Source organism: Ruegeria sp. CE12 (assembly GCF_056537525.1).
Map to the genome: position 1 here is coordinate 386,264 of NZ_JBQFRS010000001.1, position 15,340 is coordinate 401,603.

Annotated in this window: 19 protein-coding genes and 1 tRNA gene; 13 read left to right on the forward strand and 7 right to left on the reverse strand. The window is 55.0% G+C overall.

Going from position 1 to position 15,340, the window contains the following annotated elements; translation table 11 throughout:
• Positions 1–4: 4 nt before the first annotated feature.
• From ACR0IO_RS01890 to ACR0IO_RS01900, 3 genes are read right to left on the reverse strand one after another with little or no spacing between them, the layout of a single operon-like run.
• On the reverse strand, positions 5–349 hold the full coding sequence (locus ACR0IO_RS01890) for a hypothetical protein (protein ID WP_480739042.1): 345 nt from the start codon (positions 347–349) through the stop codon (positions 5–7).
• Positions 346–702 (reverse strand): hypothetical protein, encoded by a 357-nt coding sequence (locus tag ACR0IO_RS01895; protein WP_480739044.1) that lies wholly within the window; start codon positions 700–702, stop codon positions 346–348. The genes ACR0IO_RS01890 and ACR0IO_RS01895 overlap by 4 nt, the downstream gene beginning before the upstream one ends.
• On the reverse strand, positions 702–923 hold the full coding sequence (locus ACR0IO_RS01900) for a hypothetical protein (protein WP_480739047.1): 222 nt from the start codon (positions 921–923) through the stop codon (positions 702–704). The genes ACR0IO_RS01895 and ACR0IO_RS01900 overlap by 1 nt, the downstream gene beginning before the upstream one ends.
• 87 nt (positions 924–1,010) lie before the next feature.
• On the opposite strand from ACR0IO_RS01900, the gene ACR0IO_RS01905 reads away from it, so the two are divergent.
• The 5 genes from ACR0IO_RS01905 to ACR0IO_RS01925 all read left to right on the forward strand — a co-directional run bounded on the left by ACR0IO_RS01905 (position 1,011) and on the right by ACR0IO_RS01925 (position 4,060).
• Positions 1,011–1,319: a helix-turn-helix transcriptional regulator gene (locus tag ACR0IO_RS01905; RefSeq protein ID WP_480739049.1), complete on the forward strand. Its 309-nt coding sequence runs from the start codon at positions 1,011–1,013 to the stop codon at positions 1,317–1,319.
• 230 nt (positions 1,320–1,549) lie between these two features.
• Positions 1,550–2,125 carry a hypothetical protein gene (locus tag ACR0IO_RS01910; RefSeq protein ID WP_480739051.1) on the forward strand — a complete coding sequence of 192 codons (576 nt, stop codon included), beginning with the start codon at positions 1,550–1,552 and terminating at the stop codon, positions 2,123–2,125.
• Positions 2,126–2,220: 95 nt separating this feature from the next.
• The gene (locus ACR0IO_RS01915; RefSeq protein WP_480739053.1) at positions 2,221–2,478 is read left to right on the forward strand and encodes a hypothetical protein; all 258 of its coding nucleotides are present in this window, start codon (positions 2,221–2,223) and stop codon (positions 2,476–2,478) included.
• Positions 2,475–2,750, forward strand: a complete 276-nt coding sequence (locus ACR0IO_RS01920) for a hypothetical protein (RefSeq protein ID WP_480739055.1) — start codon at positions 2,475–2,477, stop codon at positions 2,748–2,750. The genes ACR0IO_RS01915 and ACR0IO_RS01920 overlap by 4 nt, the downstream gene beginning before the upstream one ends.
• Positions 2,751–3,064: 314 nt before the next feature.
• Positions 3,065–4,060: a tyrosine-type recombinase/integrase gene (locus tag ACR0IO_RS01925; protein ID WP_480739057.1), complete on the forward strand. Its 996-nt coding sequence runs from the start codon at positions 3,065–3,067 to the stop codon at positions 4,058–4,060.
• Positions 4,061–4,141: 81 nt separating this feature from the next.
• On the opposite strand, the gene ACR0IO_RS01930 is transcribed toward ACR0IO_RS01925, so the two are convergent.
• A tRNA-Ser gene (locus ACR0IO_RS01930) sits at positions 4,142–4,231 on the reverse strand.
• Positions 4,232–4,433: 202 nt separating this feature from the next.
• On the opposite strand from ACR0IO_RS01930, the gene ACR0IO_RS01935 reads away from it, so the two are divergent.
• The 8 genes from ACR0IO_RS01935 to ACR0IO_RS01970 all read left to right on the forward strand — a co-directional run bounded on the left by ACR0IO_RS01935 (position 4,434) and on the right by ACR0IO_RS01970 (position 11,910).
• Positions 4,434–5,606 (forward strand): SPOR domain-containing protein, encoded by a 1,173-nt coding sequence (locus tag ACR0IO_RS01935; RefSeq protein ID WP_170332743.1) that lies wholly within the window; start codon positions 4,434–4,436, stop codon positions 5,604–5,606.
• A 14-nt stretch (positions 5,607–5,620) separates the two neighbouring features.
• Positions 5,621–6,787: a D-alanyl-D-alanine carboxypeptidase family protein gene (locus ACR0IO_RS01940; RefSeq protein ID WP_480739060.1), complete on the forward strand. Its 1,167-nt coding sequence runs from the start codon at positions 5,621–5,623 to the stop codon at positions 6,785–6,787.
• Positions 6,784–7,410: a dTMP kinase gene (tmk, locus tag ACR0IO_RS01945; protein ID WP_480739062.1), complete on the forward strand. Its 627-nt coding sequence runs from the start codon at positions 6,784–6,786 to the stop codon at positions 7,408–7,410. The genes ACR0IO_RS01940 and tmk overlap by 4 nt, the downstream gene beginning before the upstream one ends.
• 7 nt (positions 7,411–7,417) lie before the next feature.
• On the forward strand, positions 7,418–8,539 hold the full coding sequence (locus tag ACR0IO_RS01950) for a DNA polymerase III subunit delta' (protein ID WP_480739064.1): 1,122 nt from the start codon (positions 7,418–7,420) through the stop codon (positions 8,537–8,539).
• Positions 8,536–9,351: a TatD family hydrolase gene (locus ACR0IO_RS01955; RefSeq protein WP_480739066.1), complete on the forward strand. Its 816-nt coding sequence runs from the start codon at positions 8,536–8,538 to the stop codon at positions 9,349–9,351. Before ACR0IO_RS01950 ends, ACR0IO_RS01955 begins: the two co-directional genes overlap by 4 nt.
• The gene (locus ACR0IO_RS01960; protein ID WP_480739068.1) at positions 9,348–10,145 is read left to right on the forward strand and encodes an MBL fold metallo-hydrolase; all 798 of its coding nucleotides are present in this window, start codon (positions 9,348–9,350) and stop codon (positions 10,143–10,145) included. The genes ACR0IO_RS01955 and ACR0IO_RS01960 overlap by 4 nt, the downstream gene beginning before the upstream one ends.
• Positions 10,146–10,214: 69 nt before the next feature.
• Positions 10,215–11,147 (forward strand): AEC family transporter, encoded by a 933-nt coding sequence (locus tag ACR0IO_RS01965; RefSeq protein ID WP_480739071.1) that lies wholly within the window; start codon positions 10,215–10,217, stop codon positions 11,145–11,147.
• A 67-nt stretch (positions 11,148–11,214) separates the two neighbouring features.
• Complete coding sequence (locus tag ACR0IO_RS01970; protein WP_480739073.1) at positions 11,215–11,910, forward strand: CbiX/SirB N-terminal domain-containing protein; 696 nt, start codon at positions 11,215–11,217, stop codon at positions 11,908–11,910.
• Positions 11,911–11,979: 69 nt separating this feature from the next.
• Here the strand turns inward: ACR0IO_RS01970 and ACR0IO_RS01975 are convergent, their stop codons facing one another.
• From ACR0IO_RS01975 to ACR0IO_RS01985, 3 genes are all read right to left on the reverse strand, one after another.
• Entirely contained in the window at positions 11,980–12,972 is a 993-nt protein-coding gene (locus ACR0IO_RS01975) for a GGDEF domain-containing protein (RefSeq protein WP_480739075.1), read from the reverse strand.
• Positions 12,969–13,556, reverse strand: a complete 588-nt coding sequence (locus ACR0IO_RS01980) for a heme NO-binding domain-containing protein (protein WP_170332723.1) — start codon at positions 13,554–13,556, stop codon at positions 12,969–12,971. The genes ACR0IO_RS01975 and ACR0IO_RS01980 overlap by 4 nt, the downstream gene beginning before the upstream one ends.
• Positions 13,557–13,691: 135 nt before the next feature.
• Positions 13,692–15,251, reverse strand: a complete 1,560-nt coding sequence (locus tag ACR0IO_RS01985) for a trimethylamine methyltransferase family protein (RefSeq protein ID WP_480739077.1) — start codon at positions 15,249–15,251, stop codon at positions 13,692–13,694.
• Positions 15,252–15,340 lie beyond the last annotated feature (89 nt).

A 15,340-nucleotide genomic window follows, 5' to 3' on the forward strand; every position in this document is an offset into this window, starting at 1 on the left:
GCGTTCATTCGTCGCCCTCCCCATCCGACATCATCAATCCCCACAGGACAAAGAACCCGACTAGGTAACAGGCCAAGTCCCAAAGGCTGTCTACGATTACGACGACCGAGAACCCGCTATTCGGAATGTCGCCTGCAACTTCTTTCAGCAGAATTGCAGCGATGCCGACCCACAACCACGTGTGTGATAGCCCACGAAACAAGACAAACGAGCTGACGGCAATGCCTATCCCAAAGTGAGCCAGGCTAACGGTCAGCCACCAGACGATCGTTCCGGAAACAGCTTCGGCGCCAGCACAGGACAGATCACTGTGCAGAAGCGCTGAGAATTCTCTACCAATCACGCTCATTGCTGCCCTATCTGCTCGAGTATGTCGTTACGAGTACGGTCAGATGTGAGGATCTCCATGGTCTTCCAGACACCGAGAATGGCGCAGACGGCGTAAACGTCTTCGATCACCGGGCTGCTCAATCCTGACAGCCAGTTCTGAATTTGGCGTTCTGATCTACCAAGCACCGGGGCGGCCAAGCGAGCCACCTCATTGTCGGATGCTCCAGGGAATGCTTGACGCAAAGCCTCAGCAAATCGGTCTCGGGCCAGCTCTCGAGCTTCCACCCTGTTCATCACGAAAGACTTTTCGCGCCCATTCATCAGAAACTTAACGCCAGAAGACAAAACACGAGGAAACGATGACAATGACATCACCCTGCCCCTTCGTTCAGCTTGAGAAACGAGAACAGCTCTTTGCTCGGCTCAGTCACGCGAAGTTCCCGAGCCATCCGGCAAAGCGCGTCATACCAAGCAGCCGGAAGAACGCCGGACTGCATGTGGGTGTGCACCGTTGTAGGTTTTTTCTTGAGACGCTCAGCAACCTTTCGGTAGCCGCCGAGTTGATCAACAAGAGTTCGAACATCTGTAGTCATAAGTCACGATTAGTCCGAATTTTTCGAACTATCAAGGTCCGCAAGAAAAACAGTTCGCTTTTTTCGTACTGCGGATAAACCAAGCCCATGGATATCGAGCAAAAAGAACACCTAGCTAAAACTGGCGACATAAGCCCGGAGGCGATTAGAGAACGGCTGATCGCCGCCCGCTTAGTGACTGGCCTAAAACAGAATGAAATCGCAAAAGCTCTGGGCGTATCAAAGACTACATACCACTCTCAGGAATCGCGCGGAGCACCAAGTATTAAGGCGATGCGTTACTTTTATCGCCAGCATCGCATTGACTTCAACTTTCTCCTTCATGGCGACTTCGCTCAGCTTCCTTTAGACGTCCAAGGCCACCTCTTTGACGCCCTTTCAAAGCCATCCGAATAGCCCAGACCGGATCAAAAACTAGATTCAGATCCACTCTCATCCGGGTCAACAACACCACCCATACGCGCATCAACTTAAATCGAATCAACTTTGTTCCCTCTTTGTTCTTATTTAGGTCAACATAGCTGCAATCACCAATCACAAGTTGGTCCGATTTTTTCGGATTATTTGATTGACTGGTTCGATATTTTCGGACAGATTGCATTCCATCAACTCGATGGAGTCAGACCATGACTACGAACGACCCCTCAAGGAACGCGCCAAAGGGCCCAAGCGCCAAACAGGGCGACAATCAACATAATGCTGAAAAGCTGGTTGCTGTAGACAATTTCAAGGATCATGCGCAGTTCGCGCAAAGCTTCGACAACGGTTTTCATCCCGCTTCCACTCCTCAAGATTCAGGCGGGATGTGCCGGGCAGACGGTGCGTCAACACCTCTGCCCACCCCCGCGAGCGATTCATGTCACCATGATTCCTCGCGGGATTCAGGTTTTCCTCTGGCGGTTCCCCCAACGCCCAGCGCAGCAGAGGCATTTCGCATTCTGGCCGATGCCATCTCTCATCCTGGCAAAATCTATCACCCAACGCTTGCTGTCGCGGCATGGTGCCGGATCAAGTTTCTGCGCGGCCAGCCGATCAGCGATCAACGGCTCGAACGTCTGGGGGTTGAGGTGCAGACATTGGACCGTTCGGCAATCGAACAGGCCACGCGCGAGCAGCGCATTCGCGAGAAGGCCCGCTCTCATGCCGCCCAGCGCGGCTATGACGGCCCCTCGCCGCTGATCCTACCCGGCGCCACCGCATAACTGCCTTGTCGCGCCTGTCCCCATTGGCGCTTCGATAACTGGCCGGGGATTGTTCGAACCCTTTCCCGGCCCTTTTCCCTGCAGGAATTGCCACGATGAACGAATTGATCAACGACCGTTTTGCCCGGCTTCTGACGGATCTGGAAAACCTGCCCTACATGGGTCGCAGTGACAGGCTGGTGAATGAGATTCTGGAAACTAAGGGCGTTTACCTCATCCCCAACACGCTTAAACCAGGCGGGCGGTATGTTTGTGAAATCAATCTGCACGGCATTCGTGCGACGGGCAGCGATGAAGCCGACACAATCACCAACTGGATCGACGCAGCGCGTGACCTTAGGGCGGCGGCATGAGCGGGCGCTTGGATATTCCCAATATCAAGCTTGTCGTGGAAGCCTTGGAACAGTGCCATTCGACACGCAAGCTCGTGGCGTTGCAGCACATCGCCAACCACAATGGCGGGCGCTGCGACATACCCAGTGTGAGCGGTGAATATGTCCCGCTTATCAGTTCGATCGAACTGTTTGGCGTCTACGCGATGGCTGAGGATGTCGAAGAGCTACCCAAGAACTGGCTCAAGGCCGCAACCAACATCCTGCAAGCAGATGAACCCACAATTTTCTGATGCCACTCACGGCGACCAGCCCCCGCCTGCCCACGATACCAGGGTAATGGCGGGGGCATGCAAATCGCCTGCTGAGATTCCTGAAGCTTTAAGTGCCAAGACAAAAACGAGATGAGTTCTGTTACCCCGATAGCGGTGAACGAAAAGAATGCCGCCAGAATGCTAGATATTCCGGTTGCCAGTTTCCGATCGCTTGTTTCCGAGGGCATATTGCCAAGGCCTCGCAAAATTGGCCCGCATGAGCGATGGGATGCAGACGAGTTGAGGGCCACTCTCCGAGGTCAACTAATCGATGGCTACGAGGATGTTCAGTGGTGAGAAAGAAGTTCACGACAACGAAAGTCATTAAAGGCCACACATATCAGTACTTTCGGAAAGACGGTCGTTATGTCCGACTGCCCGATGATCCAAACAGCGAAGAGTATGATCGTGAGTACTGGCGCCTCATGCGTGGTGGCGGGGCACTTTCCAACCGCTTCACGTTCGAAAGGCTGATCGCTAGTTACAAGCAAAGTCCGAAATGGCAGAGGCTCGCGCCGCGCACCAAATCGGACTATTCGAAAATCCTCGAATACCTTTCTGATACGGTTGGGAGAAAAGACCCAACCAAGATGCGGCGATCTACAATCATCGACGCCCAGATGGCGAACCGGCATCGCGCCCGGTTCGCAAACTACATTCCCCACATGCTCTCAATCCTATTCGAACACGCGATCGATTTAGACTGGCAGCGGGACAATCCCGCAAAGGGAATCGAGAAGCTGAAAACGGGCGACGGGCATAAGCCTTGGCCCGCATCTGCAATCGATACTTACCGCAAAAAGGTTTCAGGCCTACCGTTGCTAATCTTCGAACTGGCCATTGGGACCGGCCAGCGCGCGACAGATCTAACGCTTATGGAATGGGGTCACATTGAAGATGATGGCATTTGGGTCACACAAGGAAAGACAGAAGCCCGTCTTTGGATTCCTTTCACCAATCGACTTCAGGACGTACTGGCAAGCACGACTCGGCGCAGTCTGCGTTACATCCTGTGCGACGAACACGGTCGTAAATTGAACTACGACCAAATCCAAAAGGCTACGATATCAGAGCGTAAGAAGCTGGGTCTCGACGCTTACAGTCTTCATGGCTTGCGATACAGCGCAGCGAGCGAACTGGCCGAGGCTGGATGTACTGACCACCAGATTGCGGCCATTACAGGTCACAAAAGCCTCTCCATGGTTCAAAAATACTCGAAGGGTGCCAGCCAAAAGCGACTCGCAAAGCAGGCTCAGACCAAGCGGGACCAGAACAGGAACCGAACATGAACGTGGGAAATTTTTTGGGAAACCGCAGATTCAGCAGATTCGAGAAGTGGTCAGTGTGTGGTCGGATTTGCCATGTTCTTATGGCGGGGAGACAGGGATTCGAACCCTGGGGACGCTCTCACGCCCAACGGTTTTCAAGACCGCCGCATTCGACCACTCTGCCACCTCCCCGCTGCGGGCAGGGTCTAAGGCCAAGTTGAAACGGTGGCAAGTCAAAAGAGGGAATTTTTGCCGAAGCCCGAGCAGCGGTCTTTCCATGCCACAGTACCCGCGTTATGATCCCGGCGAAAGGCCGCAAGAGACTGGCACAAGAACCAGTCGATCAGCGGTTGGGGCTGGGTGAACACAGCCCTTTCAGGCAAGGGATGACAAAATGAAGCGAGCGACAGGGACACGCTTTGGGCCGCATCGGCTAGCGGTTCTGGCAGTGACGTTGACGGCTTTAACTGCGTGTGACGAGGCGTTGATTCCTGGAAATACTTCAACCGATCCGGAATCCGATGAGGCGCAGGCAAACGACGGTACCGTCGAATTGCTACCGGTTCCGAGTGGACCACAACGCGATGTCGAAGCACCCGATGTCTTTCAAACAACCGAAGCAGGACTTTGGGATGGGCGCCCATCGCTGGGTGGTATCTGGGTAGCGCACCCCGATGCGAAACAGCCAGAACGTGTTCTGATCAAAAACACGGCCAACAACAAAAAGGTGACAGGTGCGTTGTTCCGCAGAGAACGGGATCTGCCCGGACCTGTGCTTCAGGTTTCATCTGCGGCCGCGAGTGAGTTGGGAATGCTGGCAGGGTCGCCGACACGCCTGCAAGTTGTGGCGCTGCGCCGTGAGGAAACCGAACCGACACCGCCGCCTGCACCCGCCGAAACTGAAGAGAAAGAGACCACAGGCGAGGAAACCGCGGCAACAGCTGCAGACGCGACTTCGGAAACACCAGTAGAAGCCGCCGAAAAACCGGCCAAACGGAAATGGTGGCAAAAGAAAGAGCCTGAAAACACGGGCGCCGTCGCTGCTGGTGCAGCAGCCGGAGCTGCTGCCGTGGCAGCTTCAGGGAATGCAGCTTCAGGGGATACTGCTGCCGAAGCGGCGGAAGCCATTGCAGAAACCGCATCTCCAACGGCCGCTCTGTCAGATGCCCCTGTTGCACCGCCGCCTGAAAAACCCGCAAAGCGGAAATGGTGGCAGAAAAAGAAACCAAACGAAATCACTGAAACCCCACTAGACCCGATCGCAGGCGCCGCAGCCGCGATTGAAGCATCCGAGCCAACTCCGGCTGCAGCCAGTACCTCGGGCACGTCAGCCCTGACCAAACCCTATATTCAGGTTGGCACCTTCGGAATCGAGGCCAATGCGAACAGTGCAGCCGACAAGATTCGCAGCAATGGTATGCTTGCCGAAGTGCGTGAGCTAAAATCGGGGGATAAACCCGTATGGCGTGTGCTGGTCGGCCCAGCCATGACAAGAGCCGAGCGAAAGGCGATCCTCGGCGATGTGAAAGATCTCGGTTTTGCCGATGCCTTCACGGTGAAAAACTAGGAAGGAGGCTCCATATGCTTTCCTCATTACGATCAACTGCTCTGGCTTTTGGGTTGGCCTTTATGGCCTTTCCGGCACAAGCGTTCGACACCACAGCGCGTGCTGCCTATGTAATGGACCAGAAGACTGGCACCGTACTGCTGTCCAAGGATGCGGATCAGCCCCTGCCCCCGGCGTCCATGTCAAAACTGATGACGCTATATGTGGCTTTCGAAGCGTTGCGTGATGGTCGTCTGACTCTGGATGAAACTCTGCCAGTGTCCGAGCACGCCATGAGCTATGGTGGCTCGACCATGTTCCTGAATACGCAAGATCGAGTCCGGGTCGAAGATCTTTTGCGCGGCATTATCGTTCTGTCCGGCAATGACGCCTGCGTTGTGATCGCCGAAGCGCTCAGCCCCGATGGAACCGAAGCAGGGTTTGCCCGCTATATGACCCAACGCGCCAAGCAAATGGGCATGGATAACTCCAACTTTGCTAACTCGAATGGATGGCCAGCGGCTGGGCACATGATGTCTGTGCATGATCTGGCTGTTCTCGCGGATCGACTGATTTCGGATTTCCCCGAATACTACCCGCTGTTTTCCGAAGAGATTTTTGAGTTCGACGGTCGGGCGCCATCGAACGCACGCAACCGAAACCCCCTGCTGAAGCTGGATATCGGCGCTGATGGCCTGAAAACCGGCCACACGCAGGAGGCAGGTTATGGCCTTGTCGGGTCTGCCAAACAAGGGGATCGCAGGGTAGTTTTCGTTCTCTCTGGCCTGGACAGCACAGCCCGCCGCGCAGAGGAGGCTGAGGCCGTGGTTAACTGGTCGTTTCGAAATTTTGTCGAGAGGACAGTTGCCCAAGCCGACACGCCCATAGCAGAGGCCAAGCTGTGGATGGGCGCTCAGAAAACCGTTGGTCTGGTTCCGGAAGAGGATCTGAGCGTATTGTTCCCTGTTCTGACCGATCAGAATGTAGAGGCCGAAGTTGTTTATGAAGGTCCCATCAACGCGCCTGTCGCCAAAGGGCAGCAATTGGCTGAGCTGGTGATCAAGCCCGAAGGTTTGCCAGAGATTCGCCGGCCACTGGTCGCAGCTCAGGACGTGCCGCAGGGTGGATTTGTCGTACGCCTGATGACGGTGGGTGGCATAGTACTCAAAGACGTTATCAATATCCCGCTGGAGTCGATGTGACGCGGCGGGGGGTGTTCCTGACATTCGAGGGAATCGACGGATCGGGCAAGTCTACTCAGGCACGTTTGCTGTCTGAGCACTTGCAGGAAGCAGGCCATGAAGTCGTTCTGACCCGTGAACCCGGTGGTTCGCCGGGGGCCGAAGAAATTCGCAGGCTGGTTCTTGAGGGAGATCCTGACCGTTGGTCGGCGGAAACAGAGATTCTGCTGTTCACCGCAGCCCGCCGCGATCATCTGGAACGCACGATTGAACCTGCCTTGGACGCGGGAAAGGTTGTGATCTGTGACCGGTTTGCGGACAGCACTCGCATGTATCAAGGCCTGTCACGCGGTGATCTGCGTGGATTGGTTGATCAATTGCACAGTCTGATGATCGGGCGGGAGCCGGATATGACACTATTGATCGACATGGACCCGGAAACCGGCCTGTCTCGCGCCAAGGGGCGGCAGGGTACCGAAGAACGGTTCGAGGATTTTGGTCCGGAACTACAACGGCAAATGCGCGCGGGTTTTCTGGCTCTGGCTGATGAATTCTCAGAACGTTTTCAGGTTGTGGATGGCAACCGGGACATGGACAGCGTTGCACAAGATGTGACAGAAATCGTCTTGCAAGCCTTGCGATAGACGACGGATGAGCGACGATATTCCAACCCCGGATCAGGCGCCCGGCGCCCCCCACCCGCGCGAAACCGAGCAGTTGTTCGGACAAGATGCGGCCGAACAGGCGTTTCTCGACGCCTTTAACTCAGAACGGTTACATCATGGCTGGCTTCTGACAGGTCCAAAGGGTGTGGGTAAAGCAACACTTGCATGGCGGATCGCACGTTTCCTTCTGGCGACACCTCCTACAGAAGAGAATGGGTTGTTTGGGGCCCCTCCCCCTGTGACGTCGTTGAATATCGGCTCAGAACATCCCGTTTCGCACCGCATTCTGGCGGGCGCAGAACCCGGTTTGGCTGCGATCACCCGATCCTTGAATGATCAGGGAAAGCTACGGAATGAGATCGTAGTGGATGACATTCGCAAACTGGGTCGGTTCTTTGGCCTGTCATCTGCGGATGGTGGTCGGCGGGTGGTCATCGTGGATTCGGCGGATGAAATGAACATCAGTGCTGCAAATGCGCTGCTGAAAATGCTCGAAGAGCCCCCGGCCCGAACAACGCTTTTGCTGATCTCGCACCAGCCATCGCGATTGCTGCCGACAATACGTTCGCGCTGCCGCACACTGCGCCTTTCGCCTCTTGGGCCAGAGGACATGCAAGCCGCCTTGACCCAGAGCGGTGCTGAAGCACCAGCGCAGACAGATCATCTGGCCGCGCTCGCGTCTGGTTCTGTTGGCGATGCTGTCCGCCTGATCAATCTGGGTGGATTGGAGATATACGCCGAACTGATAGCCATTCTGGGCACCCTGCCCCGGCTAGACCGACAGCGCGCTTTGCTGCTTGCAGAAAGTGCCGCCCAACGTGGTGCGGCAGAACGCTTCGAGCTGCTTCTGACCTTGATTGATATCGCCTTGTCCAGATTGGCACTGACCGGAGCCACCGGCAGCCCGCCTGTTCCCGAGGCAGCCCCAAACGAGGCAGAGACGCTGGCTCGCCTGTCCACCTCACCCCAAAAAGCCCGGCAATGGGCCGAAGCTGCGGCGCTGATCACGGCGCGGGCGCGACATGGTCAGGCGGTGAACCTTGACCCTGCCGCTCTGGTCCTAGATACGGTGTTCAAGATACAGGAAACCGCCGGTCAGAGCAGATGAGCGATACCACAATTCCCCCGGAGATCACCGATAGCCATTGCCATCTGGATTTCCCGGATTTTGACGGCCAATTGGACGAGATTGTTACCCGTGCAGCCGAGGCCGGAGTGACTCGCATGGTCACAATCTGCACCCGGCTGCGGAATGAGCCAACTGTTCGGGCCATTGCCGAAAACCACGCACCGGTTTTTTATGCGGCGGGTACGCATCCGATGAGTGCGGCTGAAGAGCCAATGGCATCAGTGGAAGAGCTGGTTAACCTGGCAAAACATCCCAAATTCGTGGGTATTGGGGAAACCGGACTGGATTACCACTACACCGCCGACAGTGCCGAGGTACAAAAAACATCGCTGCGCATCCACATTGAGGCAGCCCAACGCACAGGCTTACCGCTTATCATTCACGCCCGCGCTGCAGACGATGACATGGCGCGTATCCTGGCGGAAGAGCATCGCAACGCACCCTACACATGCGTCATGCATTGCTTTTCTTCCTCGACCGAGCTTGCAAAAACCGCGTTGGATCTGGGTTTTTATCTGTCGATGTCGGGCATAGCTGCCTTCCCCAAAAGTCAGGAACTACGCGACATATTTGCGATGGCTCCTGTTGACCGGGTTTTGGTTGAAACGGATGCGCCCTATCTTGCGCCCCCGCCATATCGCGGCAAGCGCAATGAACCTGCTTACACCGCTCATACTGCGCGCAAAGGCGCCGAGGTGTTTGGGATGGACTACCCCGAATTCGCTGCACAAACGCAGGCCAATTTTGACCGGCTCTTTGCAAAGGCCGCATCTTACAAGGTCGCTGCATGAGCGGTTTGCGCTTCACCATTCTGGGTTGCGGCTCGTCCGGTGGTGTCCCCCGTTTGGGTGGACATTGGGGCGATTGTGATCCGGACAATCCAAGGAACATTCGCCGCCGCTGCTCGATGTTGGTGGAGCGGGATGGGCCGGACGGTACGACCTCGGTCCTGATCGATACGACTCCGGATATGCGCAGCCAGCTGCTGGACACCGGTACCGGTCGACTGGATGGCGTCGTTTACACCCATTCGCATGCCGATCATGTCCATGGCATCGATGATCTGCGCATGATTGTCTTCAACATGCGGACCCGGGTTCCAGTCTGGGCCGATGGCGACACCCAAAACGCATTACTCGGGCGTTTCGGCTATGCCTTCATACAGCCAGAGGGCTCTCCGTACCCGCCGATCCTGGATCTCAAGTCCATCGACGGGCCGTTTGAAATTGATGGCCCCGGTGGCCCGATTCCATTTCGTCCATTCAAGGTCAATCACGGATCAATCGACTCACTGGGTTTCAGGATGAACGATCTGGTGTATCTTCCTGATGTTGCTGAGATTTACGATGACGCCTGGTCGGAATTAGAAGGGCTCGACTACCTTGTCATCGACGCGCTGCGCCGTACGCCGCATCCCACACATGCACATCTGGGTAAAACACTGGAATGGATCGAACGCCTGAATCCCAAACAGGCCGTTCTGACTAACATGCACATCGATCTCGACTATGCCACGGTCGATTCTGAAACCCCTGATCACATAACCCCTGCCTACGACGGGATGGTGATCCATCAGCCATTATAGGCGGACCGCTGCGCGCTCCCGTCATATCTCCGTCTGCGGCGGACAAGTCAGACTGGCAGGGACGATAAGATGCTCCAAAGCCTGATCAACGTCATTCTGCCGGTCTTCCTTGTGATCGGTGCAGGATATGCTTCCACCCGTTTGGGATATTTCAAGGAAATCCATATCGACGGGCTGATGAAGTTTACTCAGGGCTTTGCGATCCCATGCCTGTTGTTCCTCGCAATCGCTCACCTCGATCTGAGCGCCAGCTTTGATCCGCGACTTTTGGTCAGTTTCTACACAGCAGCCGCCCTCTGTTTCACGGCAGGCATGTTCGGTGCGCGTTTGATCTTTAAACGCGACTGGGAGGATTGCGTTGCCATTGGTTTTTGCTGCCTCTTCTCTAACTCTGTTCTGCTGGGGTTGCCCATCACAGAACGAGCCTACGGCCCGGATAGCCTGACCGGAAACTACGCCATCATCGCCTTCCACTCTCCGTTTTGCTACGGCGTCGGGATCACGATTATGGAGGTCATTCGAAATCGCGGTCATGGAAGTGCACGCATGGTCAAATCTGTGTTTTCAGCGATGTTCAAAAACGCCCTCATTCTGGGCATCGCACTGGGGTTTCTGGTCAACCTTTCCGGAATGATCATCCCGGCCGTTGTGGATGAGGCTTTGAATCTGATCACGCGGGCCGCATTACCCGGCGCGTTGTTCGCATTGGGCGGAGTATTGGTCAAATACAAGCCTGAGGGAGATCTTGTAGCAATCAGTTTTGTCTGCTGTATCTCGCTGATCCTGCACCCGGCTCTGGTATGGATGTTTGGCTCTCTGACTGCTTTGCCGCAGGATCTGTTTCGCTCTGGCGTTCTTACGGCTGCGATGGCGCCAGGATTCAATGGCTATATATTCGCAAGTATTTACGGCCGCGCTAAGCGCGTCGCGGCGTCATCTGTGCTTATCGGTACAGGGGTTTCAATCCTATCCGTATGGATGTGGCTAACTTTGCTGGGTTAGGGGAAAATCTCTGTTGACTAAGAGCCAAAGCGGTACACTTAACGCTAAATTGTCAGGAGCTTAGCGGATGTCGCACGCTGTTATTGTTGCCCATGGTCAGCCATCTGATCCGGAGCCAGCCGAGGCTGCGCTGGCTGAGTTTGCTTCCGATATCTCAACACTGGCGAAGCGGGTTTCCGTTCACTCGGCCACACTCGCTGCGCCGGACGCGCTGGAGGCCGTTCTCGACAGCTTGCCCGAAAACAGCGTGATATACCCGCTTTTCATGGCCAAGGGATGGTTCGTGACCAGTGCATTGCCCAAGCGCGTTGGGAATCGGATTATCAGGATACTTGATCCGCTGGGCATCGACCCGGATCTGCCTGATCTCGTTGCAAACAGCGTACGGGACGCAGTTTCAAAACTTGGCTGGCAGACAGAGTCTACAGATCTGGTGATCGCGGCCCATGGCTCTGGTCGCAGCCGAAACCCATCAGCTGTGGCCGGTGAATTTGTGGATCAATTGACCAAACGAATGTCATTTCAGAGCATGCGTCTGGGCTTTGTTGAGGAGCTCCCATCGATTGCCGAAGCCGCCGCAAATACCGGGGATCAGGCACTTTGCCTTCCTTTCTTCGCTTGTAGAGGTGGGCATGTTTTAGAGGATGTCCCGCAGGAACTGAATAAAGCGGGTTTCCGCGGACAAACGCTGCCGGTAATTGGTGAATTGCCCCCAATCAAGCAGCATATTGCGGGAATTCTGGATAAAGCCTTTGCAACCTGACAAGAAATACCAAACTGGCGCCGCCAGATCGCACCTGGGCCAGTATTGCTCTGACTGCAGAGCTGAATATCACAGCTGCGCGTTGCTAGGGACGGAGTAAAAGCAGCTGCAGGAGCGGCCGCTTCTTTTGGCTTCGTACAATGCAAGGTCAGCCGCATGCAGTACCTCCGACACTTTCGGCACCTGAAACTGTGTTGACAATGCTATACCGATACTAGCGGAGACTTCGCAGGATGCGCCCTCGAATGATATCGGTTCCTGTAACCGAGAGATCAGACGCTCGGCAATCCGCCCCAGTTTTTTGCGATCCATCAACCCCTTAAAAATCAGTACAAATTCATCTCCGCCTACCCTGGCAATAGTGTCCCCTCTGCGGGTTTCCTCCAGCATCATTTGTGAAGCCACCTTAAGAACCTGATCCCCTGCAGCATGACCAAACCTGTCATTGACCAATTTGAAGAAATCCAGATCCAGATGCATCAGCGCGAATGGCAATTTGGAAGCGATCAAATGCTCCAGAACATGATCCATTGCCCGTCTGTTTCTAAGACCTGTCAGCGTATCGGTAACTGCCTGTTCTTCAGCGGCTAACATAGCCCCCTGCAGTCGCAAATTCAGCGATCTAGACGCCTCCATAGCTGCTGATTTTGCTTCGACGAGGTATAGGAGCTCAATGGCCAGATCTGTGCCAGAGAAATCCGCACTGGTCAGAGCGTAGTCGCGAACAGCGTCCAGAATCGAAATCCCAAAAGACAGATTGATGACCGCACCGTTTCCGGTCGGCAATGGTGCAACCAACCCCTTGAGGGCAGTTCGTGGCTCATCATGAAATTTCAGGTGTACCTTTGTGCCCGCCATCGACATGAGTGCCGGAACCGTCGATACATTCCTTGGTCGCAGCAGCTCAAACAGATCAAGAAACCTCGTCCCTGTCATCTGCATATCAGGTCGTAACTTCTGCAACGTTGGCCCAACCTGTTGAATTTCCCCGTCCTTATTCAACAAAAGAAACATCGGGCACAGAGTTTCCAGGAGGGTTGCGAGATCGTTTTGCTCCATCATTGCTTGCGTGCCCCCAGATCAAACCGGCGTCCTTCGGAAAATGCACTTTCAAACAAAGACATCGAGATCACTTCGACGCCGTCCCTATCTCCGTCATGAGACAGCATAACCAATGCACCATAGTCATCCGCCATCGCCCGCAGGACCCCCACCATGACACTAGAGTAACCGGGCAACCCCGGATGGCATTTCAGTTCATATTCGGATGGTGAAAGCTCACACAATTCAAGCGCGGGCAAATCTAGATCAGACACCGCCAGCCTGACCCGATCCGAGAGATCGTCCAGCGAATGTAGAAACTCGACATAGGTCACACCGCCGAACCTCAATAATCGGCGCAATCCTTCCATATTTGGGTGTGAGACCAGGTACGTTCCCAAATCCTCAAGGAACTCTGATTTTGGGCGTTTCAAATCAGCACAAAGCGCATCAAGAACGCGGCTCGATAGACCCTCTTCATAGACCAGCATCGCCTCGAATTCAGCAAAGCCCAATCCTGCTGCCTCAGTCGCGCGCAGCCAGCACGCACGACCATATGTTGCACAAACAAACGACTGTATCGCGCTGTTGATCAACCCGTGCATGGAACGCCTCACTCGAACACATGCACCACTTCACCCGACAAAGCTTAACAAATACCGAAGACACGCCATGGATTGCAGCAAATGCCCTGCAATCTCAAATTGATACACCAATTGTTCCTGCGCTTGGCAAACAGATCAGAAGTCTGTGGGAGCCCCGCCTTCAGCCTTCCTTCGCGCAACAAAATCTGCCAGTTCCTCTCGCACAGCCTCGTCCATCGGCGGTGCTTCAAAGCTGCCTATGATTTCCTTGAACATGTAGTGCGCACGCTCAGCCGTCCAGATGCCACCAGCCACTTCCCAACCTTCGTAATTCTTCCAGTCACTCAGGAAGGGTTGATAGAACGCCGTGGTATAGCGATCCTGTGTGTGTTGGATTCCAAAGAAATGGCCATCATTGCCAACTGAGCGGATCGCATCGAGCGCAATTTCGTCAGGACCGGTGGCGTTGATCTGCGGATCCATATAGCGCTGAATTTGCTGCAGGATTTCACAGTCCATAATAAATTTCTCAGGGCTGGCAATCAGTCCGCCCTCAAGCCAGCCGGCGGCATGGTAAACCATGTTGGTCCCTGACTGGACAGCGGCCCACAGAGAATTGGACGTCTCCCACATCGCCTGTCCATCCGGCACATTGGCTGCGCAGACTCCTGAAGAACGCATTGGCAAGCCATAATACCGCGCCATTTGTCCTGTCATCTGAGTGGATCGCATATATTCAGGTGTACCAAATGCGGGTGCACCGGATTTCATGTCTACATTCGAGGTGAAAGTACCGATCGCACATGGGATTCCAGGCCGGACATACTGAAATAGAGCAATTGCGCACAGACCCTCAGCCAGCGACTGCGCCACCGCGCCGGCCATGGTTACAGGCGCCATCGCGCCGGCAAGCGTAAACGGCGTCACGACAACGGCCTGACCACGACGGGCAAGGCGCAAACAGCCATCGATCATCGGATGGTCATGCTTCAACGGCGAGGTTGAATTGATGTTGGAATACATCCGCGGAGTCGCCTCGAATTCCTCATGGCTCAGACCACCGGCGATGCGGACCATCTCCATCACGTCCTCGACCCGCTCTTTTCCAAGGCAATAGGCGTGCATCACCTTATCCGTCAGGGTCAGTTTGTCATAGAGAACGTCCAGATGGCGGACACTTGCATGAATATCGACCGGTTCAACCGGATAACCGCCGGCAAAGTGGATGCAATTGAAATACTGAGTCAGTTTCAGCAAGTTCCGGCACATTTCACGATTGCCCGGAACTTTCTTTCCAATCTCCATGTCCCAATAGTTCGGGGGTGAGGACACGTTCCCGAACACCATGGTTTTACCACCGATTTCGATTGTACGGTCCGGGTTTCGGGGCGTGATGGTAAATTTACTCGGGGCCTTGCCAACCATTTCCATAACGAATTCGCGCCCCATGCGAACGTTATCGCCATTCACGATGCACCCCGCCTCTCGCAGGATAGCTTTGGCTTCTTCGTTATAGAATTCGATCCCGATCTCTTCGAGGATGCGCATTGCCCCCTCGTGAATCGCTTCAACGCCTTCGGGACCCAATGGTTCGGTCGGCCGATCAATGTTCACTGGCGGGTTCCAGGGCATCTGCTCGATGACTTCGGCACCTCTGCGGGCTGCGGCTCCAGCACGGCCGCCGCCGCGGCGCCTGCGTGTCGTGTTGTCGGCCATTTGCTCCTCCGGCATTTGCTATTTTTCAAGCAAGCCCCGAAGCGACAGGTTATGGCCGCTCTGTCTGCGACAGGTTGTGTCGGTTTTAA